At 71.3% G+C, this 20,930-nt stretch carries 21 protein-coding genes and 1 tRNA gene; 12 read left to right on the top strand and 10 right to left on the bottom strand.

The genetic code is table 11. The features are described from left to right. Positions 1-21 precede the first annotated feature (21 nt). Positions 22-1,305, top strand: a complete 1,284-nt coding sequence (locus O7631_RS11080) for a glycosyltransferase 87 family protein (protein WP_278144165.1) — start codon at positions 22-24, stop codon at positions 1,303-1,305. A gap of 171 nt (positions 1,306-1,476) precedes the next feature. Here the strand turns inward: O7631_RS11080 and O7631_RS11075 are convergent, their stop codons facing one another. Further along, complete coding sequence (locus O7631_RS11075; RefSeq protein ID WP_278144164.1) at positions 1,477-2,214, bottom strand: YcnI family protein; 738 nt, start codon at positions 2,212-2,214, stop codon at positions 1,477-1,479. 17 nt (positions 2,215-2,231) lie between these two features. Beyond that, positions 2,232-3,899 (bottom strand): copper resistance protein CopC, encoded by a 1,668-nt coding sequence (locus O7631_RS11070; RefSeq protein WP_278144163.1) that lies wholly within the window; start codon positions 3,897-3,899, stop codon positions 2,232-2,234. Positions 3,900-4,221: 322 nt separating this feature from the next. Between O7631_RS11070 and O7631_RS11065 the strand changes: the two genes are divergently transcribed. From O7631_RS11065 to O7631_RS11050, 4 genes are read left to right on the top strand one after another with little or no spacing between them, the layout of a single operon-like run. After that, the gene (locus O7631_RS11065; RefSeq protein ID WP_278147908.1) at positions 4,222-4,725 is read left to right on the top strand and encodes a sigma-70 family RNA polymerase sigma factor; all 504 of its coding nucleotides are present in this window, start codon (positions 4,222-4,224) and stop codon (positions 4,723-4,725) included. Positions 4,726-4,757: 32 nt separating this feature from the next. Beyond that, complete coding sequence (locus O7631_RS11060; protein WP_278144162.1) at positions 4,758-5,273, top strand: MauE/DoxX family redox-associated membrane protein; 516 nt, start codon at positions 4,758-4,760, stop codon at positions 5,271-5,273. Then, positions 5,266-5,982: a thioredoxin domain-containing protein gene (locus O7631_RS11055; RefSeq protein WP_278144161.1), complete on the top strand. Its 717-nt coding sequence runs from the start codon at positions 5,266-5,268 to the stop codon at positions 5,980-5,982. Before O7631_RS11060 ends, O7631_RS11055 begins: the two co-directional genes overlap by 8 nt. Next, the gene (locus O7631_RS11050) at positions 5,979-7,100 is read left to right on the top strand and encodes a hypothetical protein (RefSeq protein ID WP_278144160.1); all 1,122 of its coding nucleotides are present in this window, start codon (positions 5,979-5,981) and stop codon (positions 7,098-7,100) included. The genes O7631_RS11055 and O7631_RS11050 overlap by 4 nt, the downstream gene beginning before the upstream one ends. Here O7631_RS11050 and O7631_RS11045 read toward each other — a convergent pair. From O7631_RS11045 to O7631_RS11030, 4 genes are read right to left on the bottom strand one after another with little or no spacing between them, the layout of a single operon-like run. Continuing rightward, positions 7,084-7,842: an ABC transporter ATP-binding protein gene (locus O7631_RS11045; protein ID WP_088986081.1), complete on the bottom strand. Its 759-nt coding sequence runs from the start codon at positions 7,840-7,842 to the stop codon at positions 7,084-7,086. The two genes, O7631_RS11050 and O7631_RS11045, sit on opposite strands and share 17 nt — an antisense overlap. Then, complete coding sequence (gene cbiQ / locus O7631_RS11040; protein WP_269680865.1) at positions 7,839-8,609, bottom strand: cobalt ECF transporter T component CbiQ; 771 nt, start codon at positions 8,607-8,609, stop codon at positions 7,839-7,841. The genes O7631_RS11045 and cbiQ overlap by 4 nt, the downstream gene beginning before the upstream one ends. Before the next feature lie 18 nt (positions 8,610-8,627). Further along, positions 8,628-9,095 (bottom strand): PDGLE domain-containing protein, encoded by a 468-nt coding sequence (locus tag O7631_RS11035; RefSeq protein WP_278144159.1) that lies wholly within the window; start codon positions 9,093-9,095, stop codon positions 8,628-8,630. Beyond that, complete coding sequence (locus tag O7631_RS11030) at positions 9,092-9,808, bottom strand: energy-coupling factor ABC transporter permease (protein ID WP_278144158.1); 717 nt, start codon at positions 9,806-9,808, stop codon at positions 9,092-9,094. The genes O7631_RS11035 and O7631_RS11030 overlap by 4 nt, the downstream gene beginning before the upstream one ends. 185 nt (positions 9,809-9,993) lie before the next feature. On the opposite strand from O7631_RS11030, the gene bcp reads away from it, so the two are divergent. From bcp to O7631_RS11010, 4 genes are all read left to right on the top strand, one after another. Beyond that, entirely contained in the window at positions 9,994-10,470 is a 477-nt protein-coding gene (bcp, locus tag O7631_RS11025) for a thioredoxin-dependent thiol peroxidase (RefSeq protein ID WP_269680868.1), read from the top strand. A gap of 250 nt (positions 10,471-10,720) precedes the next feature. Then, the gene (locus O7631_RS11020) at positions 10,721-11,779 is read left to right on the top strand and encodes an IS110 family transposase (RefSeq protein ID WP_278144157.1); all 1,059 of its coding nucleotides are present in this window, start codon (positions 10,721-10,723) and stop codon (positions 11,777-11,779) included. A gap of 63 nt (positions 11,780-11,842) precedes the next feature. Further along, a tRNA-Leu gene (locus O7631_RS11015) sits at positions 11,843-11,925 on the top strand. A gap of 91 nt (positions 11,926-12,016) precedes the next feature. Beyond that, the gene (locus O7631_RS11010; RefSeq protein WP_278144156.1) at positions 12,017-12,547 is read left to right on the top strand and encodes a GNAT family N-acetyltransferase; all 531 of its coding nucleotides are present in this window, start codon (positions 12,017-12,019) and stop codon (positions 12,545-12,547) included. Between the two features lie 306 nt (positions 12,548-12,853). Here O7631_RS11010 and O7631_RS11005 read toward each other — a convergent pair whose 3' ends face one another. The 3 genes from O7631_RS11005 to O7631_RS10995 all read right to left on the bottom strand — a co-directional run bounded on the left by O7631_RS11005 (position 12,854) and on the right by O7631_RS10995 (position 15,601). Then, positions 12,854-13,840 (bottom strand): expansin EXLX1 family cellulose-binding protein, encoded by a 987-nt coding sequence (locus tag O7631_RS11005; protein WP_278144155.1) that lies wholly within the window; start codon positions 13,838-13,840, stop codon positions 12,854-12,856. Between the two features lie 104 nt (positions 13,841-13,944). Continuing rightward, the gene (locus tag O7631_RS11000; protein WP_278144154.1) at positions 13,945-14,763 is read right to left on the bottom strand and encodes an MOSC N-terminal beta barrel domain-containing protein; all 819 of its coding nucleotides are present in this window, start codon (positions 14,761-14,763) and stop codon (positions 13,945-13,947) included. Between the two features lie 4 nt (positions 14,764-14,767). Beyond that, complete coding sequence (locus O7631_RS10995) at positions 14,768-15,601, bottom strand: class I SAM-dependent methyltransferase (protein ID WP_278144153.1); 834 nt, start codon at positions 15,599-15,601, stop codon at positions 14,768-14,770. Between the two features lie 258 nt (positions 15,602-15,859). Here O7631_RS10995 and O7631_RS10990 point away from each other — a divergent pair, with 258 nt between their 5' ends. Both O7631_RS10990 and O7631_RS10985 read left to right on the top strand, forming a co-directional pair. Beyond that, positions 15,860-16,789, top strand: a complete 930-nt coding sequence (locus tag O7631_RS10990) for an LCP family protein (protein ID WP_278147907.1) — start codon at positions 15,860-15,862, stop codon at positions 16,787-16,789. Between the two features lie 335 nt (positions 16,790-17,124). Continuing rightward, entirely contained in the window at positions 17,125-18,429 is a 1,305-nt protein-coding gene (locus tag O7631_RS10985) for a sugar transferase (protein ID WP_278147906.1), read from the top strand. A gap of 71 nt (positions 18,430-18,500) precedes the next feature. Here the strand turns inward: O7631_RS10985 and rfbB are convergent, their stop codons facing one another. Beyond that, positions 18,501-19,502 carry a dTDP-glucose 4,6-dehydratase gene (rfbB, locus tag O7631_RS10980; protein ID WP_278144152.1) on the bottom strand — a complete coding sequence of 334 codons (1,002 nt, stop codon included), beginning with the start codon at positions 19,500-19,502 and terminating at the stop codon, positions 18,501-18,503. A 236-nt stretch (positions 19,503-19,738) separates the two neighbouring features. Between rfbB and O7631_RS10975 the strand changes: the two genes are divergently transcribed. Then, on the top strand, positions 19,739-20,929 hold the full coding sequence (locus O7631_RS10975) for a hypothetical protein (RefSeq protein WP_278144151.1): 1,191 nt from the start codon (positions 19,739-19,741) through the stop codon (positions 20,927-20,929). Position 20,930: the final 1 nt, after the last annotated feature.

Below are 20,930 nucleotides of genomic sequence, written 5' to 3'. Positions count from 1 at the left end.
CGGGCCCGCTAGGGTTTCGGGGTGCCAGCAGAACCCGTCGCACCGCCCGCCGTCACGGACGACGATCCCGGCGGCCGTACGGTTCGTCGCCTGGTGGCCGTGGTGGCCCTGCTCGCCGTGCTGCCGGCGCTCTACCTGCCCGGCCTCGTGCACAACTTCTTCGACCTCAAGATCTACATGTCCGCCATGGACTGGTGGCGCGTCGGACACCCGCTCTACGACTACGTCCAACCGGACCGGGTGCAGGGCGAGTTGTACTTCACCTACCCGCCGTTCAGCGCGCTGCTGCTGTGGCCGTTCGGCCTGCTGAGGCTGGGCGCCACCGTGGCGATCTTCACCGTGCTCACAGTGCTGGCCGTGGTGCTCACCACCCGCTGGCTGGTGCTGCCGGTGATCGCCCGGCACGGCCTGCCGCGGACGTTTACGCTGGTCGCCGCCGTGTTGCTGGTGCTGGCCGTGGAGAGCATCCGCGAGACGATCACCTTCGGTCAGATCAACATGCTGCTGGTCGTGCTGATCCTGGCCGATCTGCTGTTCGCCGTGCCGCAGGCGCGACGCTGGGCCGGGGTGGGTGTGGGGCTGGCGACGGCGCTCAAGCTCTTTCCCGGCATCTTCATCGTGTACCTGCTGGCCACCCGGCGGTGGCGGGCCGCGGCGGTGGCGAGCGCGACCGCGGCGGCGGCGACGCTGCTCGCGGCGGCCATCGCCCCGCGCGACTCGTGGCGGTTCTGGACGCACGAGCTGTGGACCACCGAGCGGGTCGGACGCACCGACATCGTCGGCAACCAGTCGCTGTTCGGGCTGCTCAGCAGGTTCACCGCGCCGGAGAAGCCGGACCGGCTGCTCTGGCTGCTGGTGGTCGCCGCGGTCGCGGTCTACGGCCTGTGGCGGGCCACCCGCGCCGCCCGGGCCGGTGACGCGTTGACAGGTCTGACACTGACCGGTCTGGTGGGGGCATTGGCGAGCCCGATCACCTGGACCCACCACATCTACTGGTTCGTGCCGGCGGTGGTGCTGCTCGTCGACGCGGCACTGAGCGCCGACCGGCCGGACGAGGCACGTCGGCGCTGGTGGTCGGCCACACTCGCGCTGGTCACCACCGCCGTGATCGTCTACGGGGTGGTGACGTTCCAGAAATGGGGCGCGGGCGTGATCCGTACTCATGACCCGGCGGACTTTGTCGCGCAGAACACCTACGTACTGCTCAGCCTGCTGCTGCTGGCGGCCCTGCCGATCCGTTCGGGACACGTGGCGGAAAATCGCGCCAAATGGACAAGTCTGTCCACTAGCCACGAGCAGCGCTAATCTGGCCTCATCTACCTCAAGCGTCGCTCGGGTAGCACCGCTCCCCCGGTGAAGGTGGCCCTCCGCGTCGGCAGCGCGGAGGGCCACCCGCCCGTCGGGGCGCAGCACCGAAGGCCCCGAGAACACGCCGGCCCGCCCGGCGGTCCGGGCGGGCCAGCGGATACGGCGGGGTCAGGCCTTGGCGACCGGCTCCCGGCGGGTCCGCGTGAACGCCAGACCGCCCAGCACCAGGCCGGCCAGGCCGGCGACGAGGCCCGCCACGCCGAGGCCGACAGCGAGGCCGTCGCCCTCGTCGTCATCGTCGTCGTCGGGAGCCGCGACGGCGGCAGCGGTCGGCGTGGCCCCCGCACCCTCCGGCGCGGCGGCGGCCAGGGTGAGCACCGGCGCGGGGTTCTCCGGCTCCTCGCCACCCGGCGCCGGGTCGTCGATCCAACGCGAGATGTTGCCGTCCGAGTAGGTCTGCAGGACCTTGAAGACCATCGTGTCGACCTTCGGCAGCGGCCCCATCGAGACGGGGAACTCCTGGAACTGCCCCGGCTTCACCGCCGCGTCACCGGTGGCCGTCCAGGTGATCTTGGAGACCGCCTCGGTGAGCTGGCTGCCGTGCACCTCGATCGGCGGGTCCACCTTGCGCTTCTCGGTGGCCACCGTCCAGCCGGGCACCGGCATCGTCGACACCGAGCCGACCGGGGCGTTCTCCGGCAGCACCACTTCCAGCTTGTTGGTCGAGGCGGTGTCGCTCTCGTTGGGCACCCGGAACGCCACCCGCGCGTAGCCGCCCTGGGTCGCCTCCTTCGGGTTCACGGTGACGTGGGCGGACGCCGGTCCGGCGAAGCCGAGCACAGCGGTGGCGGCGGCGGTGATCGCCAGGGCGGCAGCGGCGGTTGCGGTACGCCGGAATCGGGTCATGGGTTTCGCGGACCTCTCTAACGGATGGGCACGGTGGCGGTCACCGTGGCCTGGTCGATGTCGGTCGTACGGGCGGTGATCTTCAGTTGCCACTCGCCGGCGGCCGGCAGGCTGATGTCGCCGTAGGCGTGGTTGTCCGTCAACGGCAGCAACGGGACGTCGATCGGCTCGATCCCGGCCGAGGGCAGCGCCACTGTCGCCCGCCACTCCTTGACCGGCAGCGGCAGGTTGTCCTTGCTGTACGCGTACAGGTGGATCGAGTTGTTGCCCCGCTCGGCCGGGCTCAGCTCGACCTGCATGGTGTAGAGCGTGCTGGTCAGTGAGGTGCTGAACAGGCCGGCCGAGACGTCGGACGACTCGGCGGAGGCGGTTCGGGCGGGCGGCGTCTGCACCAGCGTCGCGGACAGGCCCAACACCACCGCCGTGACTGCCAACTCCACCCAGACCGCCCGACGGACCGGGACGGGACGCTGCGCCGCGACCCGGCTGCGCACCAACTGCCGGGAGTACGCGGCCACGCCGATCACCACCGCGAACAGCGCGATCTTGGCCAGTAGCAGCTGGCCGTAGGTGGTGCTGACCAGCGCCTGCGGGGTGGCCACCTCGATCAGCGCCTGGACGGTGCCGCCGAGCAGCAGGGCCGAGACGGCGAGCGCCGCCCAGCGGGACCAGATCGGCAGGATCGCGCTCAACTCCCGCTCGTCGGCCTGACGCAGCAGGAACACGGCGAGCATGAGCAGGCCGCCCAGCCAGACCGCCATGCTGCCGAGGTGGACCGCGTCGACCACGACGGAGACGGCCGGTGCCGGGGAGGCCGCCGGGTGCCCGGCCAGCGGCCAGGTCAGCAGGGCGGCGACGCCGAGCACGGCCAGGATGATCGCGTCGGTGCGGCCGGCCGGCCGGGCCAGCATCGGCCGGAGCAGGAAGACGGAGGCCGCCAGCAGACCGAGCCGGACCAGGTGGGCGGCACCGAACGGGCTGCCGAAGACGGTGCCGAACCCCTCGCCGGACACCTCGAAGAGACCGCCGCCGCCCGTGTACGGCACCTGCAACCACAGGTCGGCGAGGGTGGCGACGGTCACCAGGCCGAGGCCGGCCCAGGCCAGCCGGGTCGGTCCGCGCCGGGAGAGCCGCTGCGGCCACAGCGCGGCGAGCACCAGCACCGGCCCGACCAGCAGCACCAGGCCCGCGTAGCCGAGGAACCGGGCCACCTTCACGGCGGTGCTCACCACCGGGTCGGCGCGGCTGTCGTCCCCGCCGGAGTCGGCCGGCGGCGTCGACGGCGCACCCACCGAGTAGGTGAACGCGCCGGACACCGGGTGGCTGTCGGCGGAGATCACCCGGAAGCTGACCAGATAGGTGCCACGGCCGGCATCCGGGGACACCGGGATCGTCACGACGGTGTTGTCGAAGGCCGGCTCACCCCGGTCGGCGCGGGAGCCGTCCGGAGCAATGATCCTGATCTTGCCGGGCACCTTCCGGACCGACTCGCTGAACGTGAGGACGACCTCGGACGGCCCGCTCGGCACTACCGAGGAGGCAGCCGGGCTGCTGCTCTGCAGCACCGCGTGGGCGCTCGCGGAGGTGGCCGGCGCGATCAGCAGAGCGCCGACGGTGACCAGCAGGCCGGCGGCGACAGCCAGCCGGGCGAGCCAGCGGCGGGGGGCGACAGTCATGCCAGCCATGGTCGCCGACAGGTGTGGATCTCGGCGACCCGAGTCGGGCAGAGGGCTCAACTCTGCTCAGCCGCCAGCGCCGCGCGTGAGGGATCGCGTGTCATGAGGAGGTAGTCGGCCCGCGGAGGGGAAAAGTTCCCGACGTGGCGCAGACCATCCACGGGCCGAAGGACCCTGACGCTCAGCCGAGCGGCGCGTATCGTGGTTTGTCGTGATCCCCGTCCCGCGTGACACCGGTTCCGCCGGTCCGGCCGAGCCGGCCGACGACGTCGCCCGGGACCGGTCCACGGAGCCGGTCGGTGTCGCCCGGGACCAGGCCACCGAGTGGGCGCTGACCGCACGCCACGGCGATCCGACCGCCCAGGCCGCGTTCGTCCGGCTGACCCAGGCCGAGGTCTGGCGTTTCGCCGCCGCCCTGATCGACCCGGACAGCGCCGACGACCTGACCCAGGAGACGTACCTGCGCGCGTTCCGGGCGCTGCCCGCGTTCGAGGGCCGATCCAGCGCCCGCACCTGGCTGCTCGGCATCGCCCGTCGAGCCTGCGCCGACCACCTGCGCACGGTGATCCGTCGCCGCCGGCTCGACGAGCGCCTGACGGCGAACGCGTACACCGACCGTCCGCACCCTGACCCGTCCGGGCAGCTCGGCGCCACCGACCTGGTCCGCCGACTCAGCGCCGAGCGACGATCCGCGTTCGTGCTCACCCAACTGCTCGGCCTGTCGTACGCCGAGGCGGCAGCCGTCGAGGGGGTGCCGGTGGGCACCATCCGGTCCCGGGTGGCCCGGGCCCGCGACGAGCTGGTCGAGGCGGTCGGCGACGCCCTGGCCGGCTGATCCCGGAACTTCCGGCGGAGACGGAACGACAAATGAGCGTGACTGCACCTCCCGGCCGTTGGCCTGCGCTCCGGCCCTGGCTCGCCACGGCGGCCCGGCTCGGCCTCGCCGCCGTCTGGCTCGTCGCCGGCGCGTCGAAGGTCGGTGACCTGGCCGCGTCCGGGCGGGCGGTCAACGCGTACCAGGTGATGCCGTACGACGTGGCGACGGTGATCGGCGCGGCCCTGCCCTTCGTCGAACTGGCGCTGGGTGTGCTGCTGCTGGTGGGGCTGGCCACCCGGCTCGTCGCCGGGGTGTCCGCCGCGCTGCTGGTGGTCTTCATCGCGGGGATCGCCTCGGCCTGGGCGCGCGGGCTGGCCATCGACTGCGGCTGCTTCGGCAGCGGCGGGCAGTTGGCCGAGGGACAGGCCCCCAGTTATCTCCCGGAGATCCTCCGGGACCTGGGATTCTTGGCATTGGCCGGATTTCTGCTGATCTGGCCGCGTACGCCGGTGTCGGTGGACGGGTGGTTGGCCGGCGAGCCCGTTGTGGAGGACGAGGATGAGTAGTCGCAAGGGGCAGCGGGACGCCGCCCGGGTGGTCCGCGAGCAGCTCGCCCGCGAGCGGCGTCGTCGGCGCACGATATGGGTCTCCGCCGCCGCCGCCGTCGTCCTGGTCATCGCCGGAGTCGCCGGATGGGCCATCTGGTCCAGCCAGCGCTCGGACACCTTCACCACCCCGCCCGGCGCGAACGCCGACGGCACCGGCATCGTCAACGGCGGCGGCCCGGTCACCGTCGACGTCTACGAGGACTTCCTCTGCCCGGCCTGCAACCAGTTCGAGCAGACCAGCGGCGCGACGCTCACCCAGCTGGCGACCGAGAACAAGGCCAAGGTGGTCTACCACCCGGTGGCGTACCTCAACCGGTTCTCCACCACCGAATACTCCAGCCGCTCCTCGGCCGCCTCCGGCTGCGCGGCGGCCGGCGGCAAGTTCCGGGAGTACGCGTCGGCGCTCTTCGCCAAGCAACCGCCGGAGGGCAGCGCCGGTCTCGACAACGACGAGCTGATCGACATCGGCGTCGGGGTGGGCCTCGACCGGGGCTCGTTCGCCACCTGCGTCAAGGACGGCACGTACCGGACGTGGACCGAGCACGTCACCGACGAGGCCAGCCGCAGCAACGTCACCGGCACGCCGACCATCCTGGTCAACGGCCAGCCGCTCGAAGACCGCAGCCCACAGGGCCTCAGCGCTGCCGTGGCGGCGGCCGGCAAGTGATCCGTACCCTGCTGACCCGCGCCGCGGTGGTCGTCGCCGCGGCCGGCGCGGCCACGGTGCTCACGGCGGCGCCGGCCGCCGCACACGGCGCGGACGCCCCGGACGGCACCGACTACCGGACCACGACCACCGGGGTCACGCCGGCGCGGCCCGGGCTGGAGGTACGCGTCGTCGAGGCGGGCGCCCGACTGGAGCTGACCAACAGCACCGGCCGCGCCGTCGAGGTGATCGGCTACTCCGGCGAGCCGTACCTGCGGGTCGGCCCGGACGGGGTGTTCGAGAACAGCCGCTCCCCCGCCACCTACCTGAACCGCACCCTGGCCGGGGACACCGCGCTGCCGGCGGAGGCCGACCCGGCCGCACCGCCGTCCTGGCGGCGGGTCGCCGACGGGCCCACGGTGCGCTGGCACGACCAACGGGCGCTGTGGCAGGAGTCGGGCCCCCCGGCGGCGGTACGCGCCGCGCCCGACCGCGAACACCGGGTGCGGGACTGGACTGTCCCGCTGCGCGACGGCGCGGACCCGGTGGTCATCGGCGGCACACTCGACTGGGTGCCGCCGCCGGACGCGTACACCTGGTGGACGGTGACCATCGTGGGCCTCCTCGCGGTGGGGGCGCTGGGGCTGGTCGCCGCCGCCTCGAAGGCCGGCGGTCGAGCGCTGTCCGCGCTGGGTGCGCTGCTGGTCGTCGGCGGCACGGTCGCCGTGGTGTACCCGGTGGGACGGGAACTGGACGCCGGCGCCCAGGGTGTCGGCGGGGTGGTGCTCGGGCTGCTGTCCGGGCAGATCTGGTCGCTGCTCACCGGGCTCGGCGCGATCGCCGCCGGGTGGTACGCGTCGGCCCGCCGCACGGCCGCCGACTTCCCGGTGGCGCTGGCCGGGGCCTGCCTGGCGCTCTTCGCCGGCGCGGCGAACGCCGCCGTGTTCGCCCGGTCCATCGCGCCGGTGCCGTGGTCGCCCGAGATCGCCCGCGTCATGGTGGCGACGGTGCTGATCACCGGCGCCGGAGCGACAGCCGCCGGTGTCCTGCGCCTGCACGCCGCCTCGCGGGCCGCCGCCCGTACGCCGCGCGGCGAGGACGCCGAGCGGGAGGCCCGCGAAGCTACGGCCGCGGGGTGAAGCCGTAGGGAAGTTCGAGGCGGTGGCGGGCCAGCAGGGCCGGGTCGGTCAGCAGGTCCAGGGTGGGTGCGTCGGCGACGATCCGTCCGCCGTCGAGGATCACCGACCGTTCGCACAGCTCCGCCGCGTACGGCAGGTCGTGCGTGACCATCAACAGGGTCACCGGCAGGTCGCGCAGGATCTCGGCCAGTTCACGGCGGGCCGCCGGGTCCAGGTTCGAGGACGGCTCGTCGAGCACCAGGATCTCCGGGTGCATGGCGAGCACGGTGGCCACCGCCACCCGGCGGCGCTGCCCGAACGAGAGGTGCTGCGGCGACCGGTCCCGGTGCTCGCCCATCCCCACCGCGGCGAGCGCCTCGTCCACCCGGGCGGTCAACTCCGCCCCGCGCAGGCCCAGGTTGGCCGGGCCGAACGCCACGTCCTCCGCCACGGTGGGCAGGAACAACTGGTCGTCCGGGTCCTGGAAGACGATGCCCACCCGGCGACGCACCTCGGCCAGGGTGGCCCGATCCGGCGTGACGGTCAGCCCGCCGACGCTCACACTGCCCTCGGCCGGGGCGAGGATGCCGTTGAGGTGCAGCACCAGGGTGGTCTTACCGGCGCCGTTGGGCCCGAGCAGCGCCACCCGGTCCCCGCGCGGCACGGTCAGGTCCACCCCGTGCAGGGCGACGTGCCCGTCCGGGTACGCGTACCGGACGCCACGAACGTCCAGCGAGACAGCGGTCTGCACGACACCGATCATGACAGCACGACGGCGGTGGCGGCGATGGAGGCCGCAAGCACCGGCACGGTCGCCGCCACCAACCACTGGCCGACGCTCGCCGCGCCCTCGCCCTGCCACACGACAGGCATCCGCCCGTTGTAACCCCGGGACAGCATCGCCAGATAGACCCGCTCGCCGCGCTCGAACGCGCGCAGGAACAACGCCCCGATCCCGGCGGCGAAGCCGCGCAACTGCCAGATGAAACGCGGGTCGTCACCCCGGGACATCCGGGCCACCCGCATCCGCCGCGCCTCGCCGACCAGCACGTCCAGGTAGCGCAGCATGAACGTGGCGATCTGGGTGAGCACCTGCGGGCAGTGCAGCCGGTCGAGTCCCACGATCAGGTCCCGGGTGGTGGTGGTCGCCGCGAGCAGCAGTGAGGCGAGCACGCCCAGGGTGCCCTTGGCCAGGATGTTCCACGCCCCGTGCAGCCCGTCCTCGGACAGCCGCAGACCCAGCACCTCGACCCGGTCACCGCTGCCGAGGAACGGCAGCGCGATGGCGAACAGCACGAACGGCACCTCGATCAGCGCGCGGCTGAGCAACCACCGCGGCCCGACCCGGGCCAGCGCCGCCACGACCGCCACCAGCACCGCGTACGCGCCGAAGGCCCAGAACGCCTCGCGTGGGGTGGCCACCACGGCGATGGTGAAGACCACCATCGCCGCGATCTTGACCTCGGGCGGGAGCCGGTGCACCGGCGAGCCGGACTCGCGGTACAGCACATGCCCGTGACCGGCACCCATCTCCGCGTACTCCTTCGTTCAGCTGGCCGCGTCGGCGCGGCGTCGGGTGTCGTCGTCGGACGTCGTGGGCTCGCCGCCGGCGGCCGTCGTCCCGTCCGGGTCGGTCGGCGTGCCGCCGTCGACCGTCGTCTCGTCACCGGCGGTCGGCGTGCCGCCCCGGCGACGCAGCAGCCAGAAGCCGCCGGCGCCGACCGCGAAGGTGACCAGCACACCGAGCACCCCGGACAGGCCGGTGGAGACGAAGCTGTTCTCGATACCGCGCACGCCGTAGTCGGCGAGCGGGCTGTCCCCCAGCTCGTGGTCCTTCGCCTGCTGGGCCGGGCAGCTGCCGCCGACGATGGTGTCGTCGGCGTCGACGGTGCAGCCCTTGAGCAGCGAGGAGTCCAACCCGTCCGGGTGGGACGAGGCGTAGTTGCTGACCACACCGGCGAGCAGCAGGGCGACCAGCAGGCCGCCGGCCAGGAAGGCCCAGGAACGGTTCTTCATCGGACACCTCCGGAGACCGGGACGGCGGGGGTGGCGGGGGTACGCAGGGAGCGCAGCGCGTACACCAGGTCGGGTCGCACCTTCGCGACGGTGAGCACCGTGGTCGCGGTGATCAGGCCCTCGCCGATGCCGATGAGCAGGTGGGTTCCGGCCATCGTGCCGGCCAGGCCGGCCAGGTTGCCGCCCAGGTCGGTGGTGCCGCCCAACCAGTACTGCACGACGAAGCCCTGGGAGGCGACCACCACGCTGAGCATCGCGGCGACGAACGCGGTCACCGCCAGACCGGCGCGCGTCCGGGGCAGCACCCGCAGGAGCAGGGCGATCAGCAGGTACGCCGCAGCGGTGCCGAGCAGCGCCATGTTGGTGATGTTCAGGCCGAGCATCGCCACGCCGCCGTCGCCGAAGACCAGTGCCTGCACGACCAGCACCACCGACACGCAGAGCGCGCCGACCCACGGGCCGACGAGCATGGCGGCGAGCGCGCCCCCGAGCAGGTGGCCACTCACGCCGGCCGTGAAGATCGGGAAGTTGAGCATCTGGACGGCGAAGATGAACGCCGCCACGAGGCCGGCCATCGGGGCCAGCCGGTCGTCCAGGTCACGCCGGCCGCGCAGGACGCAGGCGGTCAGCCCGGCCAGTGCGAGCGCAGCGAAGATCGCTGCGACGGGACCGTCGATGATCCCGTTCGAGATGTGCATCGCCAGTGTCTCCACGCGACCTCCCCACGCGTCAGCAAGCCCGAGCGGGCCGGCGTGGGTCAGCCTATTTCCCAGGCCTCGTTGTTGCCATAGTCTGGCAACAACGCGAGGTGATGATCACCTTTACGGCAGGTGACGGACGCGCAGCTCAGGCCCACCGGCGGCGACAGCACGTCCCACCCCGGCGGTATGGTCGGGCCATGACCGCGCCCGACCGCCTCTCCCCCGGCGACCCCGCACCCGAGTTCACCCTCGCCACCGACACCGGCGACCAGCTCTCCCTCGCCGACCTGCGAGGCCGCAAGGTCGTCCTGTACGCCTACCCGGCCGCGATGACCCCCGGCTGCACCAAGCAGGCCTGCGACTTCCGTGACTCACTCGCCTCACTCCAGGCCGCCGGCTACGAGGTCGTCGGCATCTCCCCGGACAAGCCGGAAAAGCTGGCGAAGTTCCGCGAGCGCGACGCGATCACCTTCCCGCTCGTGTCGGACCAGGACCGGTCGGTGCTGACCGCCTACGGCGCGTACGGCGAGAAGCAGTCGTACGGCAAGACCGTCACCGGCGTGATCCGCTCCACGTTCGTGATCGACGCCGACGGCAAGATCGAGCGGGCGCTCTACAACGTCAAGGCCACCGGTCACGTCGCCAAGCTCCGCCGCGACCTCGGCCTGGACTGACTGTGAGCATGGCGGGGTCGGTTCAGCAGTGGTGAGCTGATAGCTGGCAGCGGTGGGCGTGACTCTTGGCCTGACTGGCTTCGTGCCCTTGACCGGACTTGTCCGTCTGCTGCTGCCTGCGCCGGCCCGGCGGGAGACGTTTGGCCTGATCAGGAGCTTGACCGCCAGTTAGCGGCGGCGTGTCTCATCACAGTCCTGCCATCTCCGCACCGGACCGGACCATTGCGTCCCCACGGTGAGGAGAGAACGCATGTCCATGCTGGCAGATCTGGTCGAGGTCGTCATCGGCGTCGACACGCACCGAGATACGCACACCGCCGCGGTGCTCGACACCCGCACCGGTGGTGTCCTGGCCAGGGCCACGGTGAACACCGACCCGGACGGCTATGCCGAGTTGGTGGCTCTGGCCGGACAGCACTCAGGGCTGCGGGCCTGGGCCCTCGAGGGCTCCGGCGGCTACGGCGCCGGCCTGGCCCGGCACCTGGCCGACGCCGGTGAGCTGGTCGTAGAGCTGGACCGGCCGGTGCGACCGGCGCGCCGCGCGGGGGCGAAGTCCGACCCGATCGACGCCGAACGGGCTGCCCGCGACGCACTGGCCCGCACCCGCTTGGCGCAGCCCAAGACGGGATCCGAGCGGGCGGCGTTGCAGGCACGACTCACCGCCCGCCGGGCAGCTGTGGAAGCCAGTTCGGACGCCCAGCGGCAGCTGCACGCGTTGGTGATCACCGCCCCCGAGGTGGTGCGAGCCCGCTTCCGTGGCCAGAGCACCCGCCTCATGCTCACGACCGCCACCCGACTACGCCCCACCACCAGCGCGGATGTCGACGTGTTCACCTGCCTGAGCGTGTTGCGGGACCTCGCCCGCCGCGTCCGCTTCCTCGAAGCCGAAGCCCTTGAGCACGAGAAGGCGATCCGGACGATCGTGCGTTCCTGGCGCCCGGACCTGCTGCAGCTGACCGGCGTCGGACCGATCGTCGCGGCCACCGTACTCACCGCCTGGTCGCACCCTGGACGCTGCCGCAACGACGCCGCGTTCGCCATGCTCGCCGGCGCCGCACCCATCCCCGCTTCATCCGGCAAGACCATCCGCTACCGGCTCAACCGCTCAGGCGACCGCCAACTCAACCGCGCCCTACACACCATCGTCCTGACCCGCCTACAACGCGACGAGACCACCCGCACCTACGCCGAGCGCCGCCGCGCCCAAGGCAGAACCGATCGCGAGATCAAACGCTGCCTCAAACGCTACGTCGCCCGAGACCTCTACCGACGCCTCGAAAACCCTCCCCAGCCACTTGACGCGTCATAGGAGCGTCCCGGGGAGGCAGGGCTCGACACCGTCCGCCCCGGACGCTCTAGACTCAGCGAGTTGGCGGGAGTGGCGTAACGGCAGCCGCGCAGGTCTTAGGAACCTGTATCCGGAAGGATGTGGGGGTTCGAATCCCCTCTCCCGCACAGGTCAACACGCTTCCCGCACCAGCGCGCAATTGTCGGGCGCGTCACTGTCGCAGGTCGCGGGCCTGGTCGTCGGGTCAGGATGGCGGGCGTGAGTTTGCGCTTCGTCCTCGACCCCGACCTGACCCCACGACTGCGCACCGAGATCGTCGACCTCTGGGCGGACGTCAGCAACGCCGGTGGCGCTGTCGGCTTCGTGCCGCCGGTCACGGCGGCTGACGTCCACGTCCTCGCCGATCCGACCTTCGCCGGGATCGCCGACGGGCCGGACCGGCTGCTGGTGGCGTATTCGGGCGACCGACTCGTGGCAATGCTGGTCTTCGGTGACAACCGTTTCCCGCTCAAGGCGCACTGGTGTGTCCTGAAGCGGGTGATGGTCCACCCGGACACCCAGGGCACCGGCTACGGCTCGGCGCTGATGACGGAGGCGGCCCGGTTGGGCCGGCAGTTCGGCCACGAGGCGTTGCACGTCACGGTCCGCGACGGGCTGGGGTTGGACAAGTTCTACGACCGTCTCGGCTACCGGGAGATCGGCCGCCTGCCGGGCGCGTTGCGGGTGGCACCCGGCGACGACCGGGACGAGATCCTGATGTGGCTGGACCTGGCGCCGCAACGGCAGTAGCACCCGAAGCACCGGCGGCCGGGCGTTAGGCCGCTCCGCCCGGCCGGGCCGCGAGTCCCGGCCGCGAGTCCGCGCCGCGTGCCCGGGCCGCGAGTCCGCCACCAAGATCCGCGCAACATCAGGGATGTTGCTGTCTCCCGCCGTTCGGAAGCAGCAACATCAGGGAAGTTGCGCGGATCTTGGCCGCGCGGATCTTGGCCGCGCGGGCGCGGCGCGCGGGTGTGGCGCGCGGGTGTGGCGCGCGGGTGTGGCGCGCGGGTGTGGGTGTGGGTGTGGGGTGACCGGCTCGCGGGCGTCGGGGTTTGGTCAGCCGCACCAGCGGGCGTTGGCCGCAGCGGGCTGGGCGGTCGGCGTGCCGGTGGCTGAAGCGCTCGCCTTCGCCACCTCGACCGGCTGACGGGCCGGTGTCGGCGCGACGGTGGGCCGCTTGCCGGATGGGCGGGGCGACGCGGATGCGCGCGGCGTGGCCGCGACGGCGCCGCGCCCGTACATCCGGACCGTGCTGTTCTGCACCTGACCTGGCGCCATCCGGATGCCGCCGACGGTGACCCGGTTGCCGTACACGTCGCTGACGCGGATGGTGAACGGACCGGGCCCGGCCCCTGAGGTTATCAGCCAGTAGTTGTAGTCCTGCCGGGCGGCCGACCGCCACGCGCCGCTGTCACCCTGCCGGACCTCGACGGACCGCAACGGGTTGCCGTGGTTTCCGACGCGGACGGCGAACCACCACTGCGACGAGCCCTCCTTCATCCGGAAGGTGAGCGGTCCGGGCAGCGGCGGGTTGACCACCGCGCGGTAGGTGACCGGGACGAGTCCCTGGACGGGGTCGGCGATCCGGGCGAACGCCTCGCGGGACAGGTCGAGGTGCCCCGGCGCGCACTCCGGACACTGATCCATGATCAGCACGCGGACGGTGCCCTTCGGGCCGGTCACGTCGAGGAATCCGCCGCAGGCGGCGCCGGCGGCGTATTCGGTCGGGCCGAGGGCCACGTAGAGCCGATTGGCGGGTGCCGCCGGGTTCGAGCAGTTGCCGCCGGCGCCCTTCGAGTCGTAGAAGGTCGCCTTGCCGTTGTGCGTGGCGGTGCCGGTGGGTGGCGCGGCGGCGAGCGCGGGGCCGGCGGCGCAGGCCGGGGCGGACCCGGACCGCAGGGTCAGGGTGAGTCCGAGTGCCGCCGCGACGACTGTGACGCCGGTGGCGACCAGCCAGGGCATCGAGCGGGACGACGACGCCTGCTGCTCCTGGGGAGCGTGGTCCAGGTCGATGTCGATGTCGACCGCGCTGACGTCCGTCACGACGGCGATGCTGCCGGACCTGGGCGCGGAGGGACAAGCCCGCTAAGCCAAAGCTAAGACAGCATCGACGGACGGTGATCGGCGCGTCTCGATAGCGGGTTCGGTCAGGGTGCGATCACGACGGCGTCTCCCACTGCCAGCTGTCCACTGTCGACCGGGACCAGGTTGAGGCCGAAGAGGAGCTTCTGCTTGACGTTGCGGTGTCGTCCGAGTGTGCGCAGCGGCTCCTTGGTGCATACCCCGGTTTCCTGGTCGGTTGTGGTCACCACGCACCTGTCGCACGGCCCGGCGGCACGAAAGCGCAGGTCGCCGATGCGCAGGGCCCGGCCCACCCAGTCGTCCTCGGCCCAGGCCGGAGCCCCGTCCACCACCAGGTTGGGCCGGAACCGGGTCATCGGCACCGGTTCCTCGGCCGCCTCGGTCAGCCAGTCGTTCAGGGCGTCGAGGGAAGCGGTGTTCGTCAGCAGCAGCGGGTAGGCGTCGGCGAAGGTGACCTGGTCTCCGGTGTCGTGTTCGCGGGTCCCGGCGGCCAGGTGGCGGGTCGGTTGGGCCAGCCAGACCAGCCGGACCGGTCGGCCGAGCAGCCCGCCGAGCCAGTCGTCGGCCGCCGGGCCGGCCGCCAGGGCCGGGACCGGGAAGGTACGGCTGCGGAAGGTTCGCACCGGGACCGGTTCGCCGCCGGCCGGTTCGGGCACGTCGAGGTCGGGCTGCCCGTCGGCGTGCAGCGTCAGACCGCCGTCACGCACTGTGGCGCGCAGGCCGACCAGCCTTGTGGTGTTGCGCTGGGTGACGCCGACGCCGTCGGCGTCCACGACCATCCACCGCCGGTCGCCGGCCAGGCCCCACGGCTGCACGAACGCGCCGTCGTGGTCGAGCCGGTGACAACCCTTGACGGGGTACGTGTGGATCGCTGTCAGCCGCACCCGGTCACCATGCCACGCCGATGCCGTCGCCCGGATACCAGTGGTTGGCGGGGCTCTCCCGGTAGGCGAGGAACCGGCGGCCGGTGCGCTCGGCGTGCTCGGCGAGCACGTTGGTGCTGGTGACGTTGTCGGTGAGCAAGAGCGCACCGGGGGCGAGCTTCGGCTCCACGGCGTCGAACTCGCGCTTCTCGTGGGCGCGGCTGTGGTCGCTGTCGTGCAGGAACAGGTCGACCGGGCGGTCCAGTGCGCCGATCGAGGCGATCGAGTCGCCGATCACCAGGTCGACGACCTCGGACCAGGGCTCGCTGGCGGCGAGGTAGCCGGCCTCGGGGTTGATGTCCAGCGAGGTGACCCGACCCGGGTGCCCCTCCTGTGCGTTGCGTAGCAGGGCGGAGGCCAGGACGCAGGTGCCCAACCCCTTGTCGACGCCGGTCTCCACGATGTGCGCGGGGCGGGTGGCCCGGACGATCGCGTACCAGCCGACCCGCCGGGCGTAGTGGACCTTCTTGTCGGCGAGACCGCGGCGGGCCGCGCCGGCGGTGGTCTGTTCGATGTGGTGGCGCAGCGCCTGGTCGGACTCGATCTCGTCAAGCCAGCCCCGGACCTGCTGGACCGGGCGGTCGCAGACCATGCTGACGAACCAGGCCAGGTGGTGACGGCTCAGCTTGGTCAGCTCGTACGTGTAGTTGTGATGCTCCCGGGAGGTGACCAGCCACCGGGCCGAGATGCGCAGCACCTTGGCGTCGTGGCGGGCGACCCGGGCGAGCCGCTTGGGAAACGCGGCGACGGGTGCGAGTGGGGTACGGGCGATGGCTCGGCGCAGCTGCGTAGCGTCCACCGCTGCTTCATACCAGGTTCAGGCGAACGTCCGAGCAAAAAGTTTCTTTGGTCAGGATGTGAAACCGTACGGCCCAGGCGGGGGCACGTGAGCGTAACCCGTAATCAGTAGCATCGCGGCATGCAGTATCGCCAGGAGTACGCGGAACCCGAAACCCAGTTCATCGCGGCGCAGGAGCCATCGGAACCAACCAGGAAGGCGCGCAAGAAGCGCCCCCGTTGGCAGAAGGTCGCCCTGATCACGTTCGTGGTGATCGCGATGCTCGGCGGCATCGGCATGATCGGCGGAGGGTTGTACTTCCGATCCATCAACTCCGGCATCGAACGTGTCGACGCCTTCGACGGCGTACCGGAGGCCGACCGGCCGCAGGTGCACGCCGAGGCCAAGGGCGCGATGAACATCATGATCCTGGGCAGCGACTCCCGCGACCCGGAGAACGAGTCCGGCTCCCGCACCGACACGATCATCCTGGCCCACCTCCCGAAGGACCGCTCCAGCGCACAGCTCATCTCGATCCCCCGGGACAGCTGGGTCAGCGTGCCGAAGTCGTCCACCGGCCGGGGCGGTCGCGACGCGAAGATCAACGCGTCGTTCGCGTGGGGTGGCGTTCCGCTGATGGTGCAGACGGTGGAGAAGTTCACCGGCGTGCGCGTCGACCACGTGACAATCGTCGACTTCGGTGGCTTCAAGGAGATCGTGGACGCGCTGGGCGGCATCAACATCGAGGTGGAGAAGGGCTTCACCACGCTCTACGCGCTGAACGGCAGCCGGACGTTCAACGCCGGCAAGCAGAAGATGGACGGGGCGGCCGCGCTCGACTACGCACGCGAACGTCACGCCTTCGCCGACGGCGACTTCGCCCGGATCCGGCACCAGCAGCAGGTCATCAAGGCGATCCTCGACAAGGCGGCCTCCGGCGGCACCCTGGCCAACCCGGCCAAACTCAACTCGTTCGTCAAGGCCACGGCCGACGCGGTCGCCGTGGACAAGAAGCTCAACCTGCTGGACCTCGCGTCCGAGATGCGCGACCTGCGCAGCGGCAACCTGACGTTCCTCACCTGCCCCGTCAAGGGCACCGGCCAGATGGGCAGCGAGAGCGTGGTCCTGGTCGACAAGGAGAAGGCCGCGAAGGTGTTCGAAGCAGTCCGCAACGACAACGTTCCGGAGATCCTGTCCGCCGCAAAGTAGGAGCGGGAACTGTCTTGCCGGCCATGGTGGCGCGCCTCGGCCGATCGTAGAGTTCGGTCGCCCTTCTGGTCGGGACGCGTGACCGAGGGCTTTCACGGGGAGGTCCACAAGTGTCAGGCCAGCCGGCGACCAGCCATCCGTCCACGCCCCCGTACGGCGGCGGACAACTCGACATGCCGGGTGACGGGGCCCGCCTCTACGGTGGCGGCGCCCCACCCGTTCCGCAGTCCCGGGAGCCAGAGGCCGCGCCCGAGGTGCCCGGCCTCGGCACCACCGCCGTCCTGCCGTACGCCAGGTCCCGCACGTCGTCGCGGACGCGGTGGCTGCGGGCGTGGATGATGGTCGCTCCGGTGGACGTCGTGGCGCTGCTCGTTCCGCTGGCGCTGAGTCAGAGCTACTGGCGCGGGACCATCGCCAACGCCGTGCTGACGGTGTTCCTCTTCGCCGTCGGCGGCCTCTACCGGCCGCGTCGGCACGTGAGCATTCTCGACGAGTTGCCGAGTCTCAGTGGGCGACTGCTGGCCGCCGCCTCGGTGGTGGCCATCATCGCGGCCGAGCGGCACGCCTCGGTGGCGTACGTGGGTGGATTCATGCGGGGCGTCGCGCTGTCGGCGTTGCTGGTGATCCTCGGGCGGGCGGCCAGCAGGGCGTTCACCGTCCTGTCCCGTAAGCGTCGGTGGGCGGAACACAACGCGATCATCGTCGGCGGCGGGCCGATCGGTATCGAACTCGCCCGGCTGCTGCGCCGCTACCCGCAGTACGGTCTGCGGTTCGTGGGTTGTGTCGACGCTCCGTCACGTCAGGACAACGGGGTGCTCCAGTTGAGCGGGACGTTGACCGATCTGGAACACCTGGTCCGGCTGTCGGAGTGCGAAGTCCTGATCATTGCCGACCCGGACTGCCACGAGTTGACCCTGATGGAGACCCTGCTCCAGCCCCGCAGCTCGCGTTGTGACCTCTGGGCCGTGCCCCGGCTCTGGGGTTCGCGCTCGCACAGCGGCTACCCCGACCACATCGGCGCGTTCCCGATCGTCAAGATCGGCGACATCACGTTGTCCGGCCCCCGCTGGGCCATCAAGCGGGCGTCCGACATCCTGTTCGCGGCGATCGCCCTCATCCTGTTGAGCCCGGTGCTGCTGCTCTGCACCATCGCCACGTTCATCGACGGGGGCCGGGGAATCTTCTTCTACCAGGAGCGCATCGGCCGGTACGGCAAGCCGTTCAAGGTCATCAAGTTCCGTTCGATGCGTCCGGTGAACGAGCAGGAGTCCCAGACCAACTGGTCCATCGCGCACGACAACCGGGTCGGTCCGATCGGCCGGTTCATGCGCCGGACGTCGCTGGACGAGCTGCCCCAGCTGTGGAACATCCTGCGCGGTGACATGAGCGTCGTCGGGCCACGGCCGGAGCGGCCGTACTTCGTGGAGAAGTTCTCGGCCGAATACCCGAACTACGCGTCACGTCACCGCGTTCCTGTCGGGCTCACCGGGCTCGCTCAGGTCAGTGGCCTGCGCGGCGACACTCCGATCTCCGACCGGGCCCGGTTCGACAACTACTACATCGAGAACTGGTCGCTGTGGTTGGACGTCAAGGTGGTGCTCCGTACGGTTTCGGAGGTCTTCCGCGCCGGCGGTCGCTGAGCAGACCGAGACAGTCCGGGGGTGGCACCGACGGTTCGTAACCCGTCGGCGCCACCCCCGGCGCTGTCAGATCATGCGGTCGGGGCCGCCTTCAACGGTTCCCACCAGGCGCGGTTGTCGCGGTACCAGGCGACGGTGTCGGCGAGGCCCTGGTCGAGGGTGATGCTGGGGCTGTAGCCGAGTTCCTGGTGGATTTTGGTGATGTCGAGGGAGTAGCGGCGGTCGTGGCCCTTGCGGTCGGTGACGGGGACGACGCGGTCCCAGCCGGCGCCGCAGGCGTCCAGGAGGCGGCCGGTGAGGTCTTTGTTGGTCAGTTCGGTGCCGCCGCCGATGTTGTAGACCTCGCCGGGGCGGCCTTTCTGTTGGACCAGGGCGATGCCGCGGCAGTGGTCGTGGACGTGTAGCCAGTCGCGGATGTTGCCGCCGTCGCCGTAGAGGGGGACGGTGGCGCCGTCGAGGAGGTTGCTGACGAACAGCGGGATGACCTTCTCGGGGTATTGGTAGGGGCCGTAGTTGTTGGAGCAGCGGGTGACGACGACGTCCATGCCGTGGGTGCGGTGGTAGGCCAGGGCGAGCAGGTCGGAGCCGGCCTTGGAGGCGGAGTAGGGGGAGTTCGGGGCCAGGGGCCAGGTTTCGGTCCAGGAGCCCTCGTCGATGGAGCCGTAGACCTCGTCGGTGGAGACGTGCACGAAGCGGCTGGTGTGGTGGCGCAGCGCGGCGTCGAGGAGGGTCTGGGTGCCCAGCACGTTGGTGGTGACGAACGGTGCGGCGCCGGCGATGGAGCGGTCGACGTGTGATTCGGCGGCGAAGTGCACGATCACGTCGTGGTCGGCGACGACCTCGTCGACCACGACCGGGTCGCAGATGTCGCCTTGGACGAACCGCAGCCGCGGGTCGTCGCGGACGGGGTCGAGGTTGGCCAGGTTGCCCGAGTAGGTCAGTTTGTCGAGCACGGTCACGACCGTCGGCTCCAGTGGCGGCACGCCGTCGGCACTGCCGAGGGGCTTGCCCAGCAACAGGCGAACGTATTCCGACCCGATGAATCCGGCTCCGCCGGTGACGAGGATCCTCACGGGTCGGGAAGTCTACGCCGACCGTTCGTCAACGACGGCAGGTGTTTTGGCACCCTCGGATAGGGCCGCCCGGGCGATTGCAGGCGTCATCCTGTTCGGGTAGAAAGTGCCAGCGACGTGTGACTCGTCGTACTGCAACGTGTCGAAAAAACGGGGGCGAGAACAGCGTGTCGCTGGTCAATGCTGCTCGGCCATCGCCGGGTCCAGACACCAATCCACCCCCGAAACCCCGCATCGTGGGGCTGCTGCGGCGGCTCATCGCCCCCGAGCGTCTCTACATGGGCGCGCTCGGCCTGACCGGCCTGGCGGCGGTCCTGTCGGTGGCTCTGCCTCCGGCGGAGCGCGGTGAACTCTCGGCGAACATGGTCAGCGCCACCCTGGGCGCGGCCGTCGGTGGTCTGTCCCTGGACACGTTCCTCCTGTCCCGTCCGGGTGGCTGGGTCTTCTCCCGGGGCCGCCCCTGGGTCCTCGCGATGCTGGCGGCCTCGGTGCTGCTCTCCGTCGTCGCCGCAGCCGTTCTCACTGCGGTGGCCGGGATCGGCAGTTACCTGGTCGGGGTGGGGTCCGCGGCGGGCCTGACGATCTTCAACACGGTCTCGTCGATCGCGCTGCGGCAGAAGAGCTTCATGGCCGTCTACTCGCTGCGCGCGGCGAGCGGGGCGGTCCTGGTCGGTGGTTACGTCGCCCTGTACTTCGCCGGCTACCTCGACGGCGGCCTGTGGAGCATGGTTTGGCTCGTCGTCCAGTGGGTCAGCGCGCTGGCCGTCTGCGGCCTGGTGCTGGGCATGCTGCGCCGGATCGGGCGGGCGCCCCGGGCGGAGGCGACCGCGTTGGACTACCGCGCCGACCTGGCCGCCGTGGGCAACCTCCACCTCGGGATCTTCGCCCAGATGATGACGCTCCGGTTCAACCAGATCCTGGTGGCCCGGTTCGTCGGGGCCGGTCCTCTCGGTGTGTACGCCCTGGCGGTCGCCGCCCTGGAGTTCGCGCAGGCCGGTGCCGTCGTTCGGGCGCAGCGGATCCTGGCCAGCCGGGACGGCACCGACGGGCCCGACCCGACCAGGGCCGTGGTCACCGCGGCTCTGCCGGTCGCCCTGGCCGCGGTCCTCGGGCTCGGCGTGCTGGGTTACCTCCAGCCCGAGTACCGGCACGCCTGGATCCTCGGCCTCGTCCTCCTGCCCGGCTCGCTGGCAACCGCTGCCGGCAAGAGCTGGAGCGCCCTGCTGCTCAAGAGACGGGGTGAGCGGGCGACCACCGTGGTCGCCATGATCACCCTGGCGTTCGCGATTCCCGCCTACTTTGCGATCATCCCGTGGGCGGGTGTGGTCGGGGCCGCCATCGCCTCGACACTCGCCTACGCCGTGCACGCTTTCGCTTCCCGAGCAAGCCTGCGACGAGCGCAGTCGCCGAATCATGGGACGGTATGAC

Origin of the sequence: Micromonospora sp. WMMD967, assembly GCF_029626165.1 — a bacterium.
Lineage (GTDB): Bacteria > Actinomycetota > Actinomycetes > Mycobacteriales > Micromonosporaceae > Micromonospora > Micromonospora taraxaci.
Note: the sequence above shows the minus strand (reverse complement) of the source record. Positions and strands in the feature narration are given on the sequence as shown.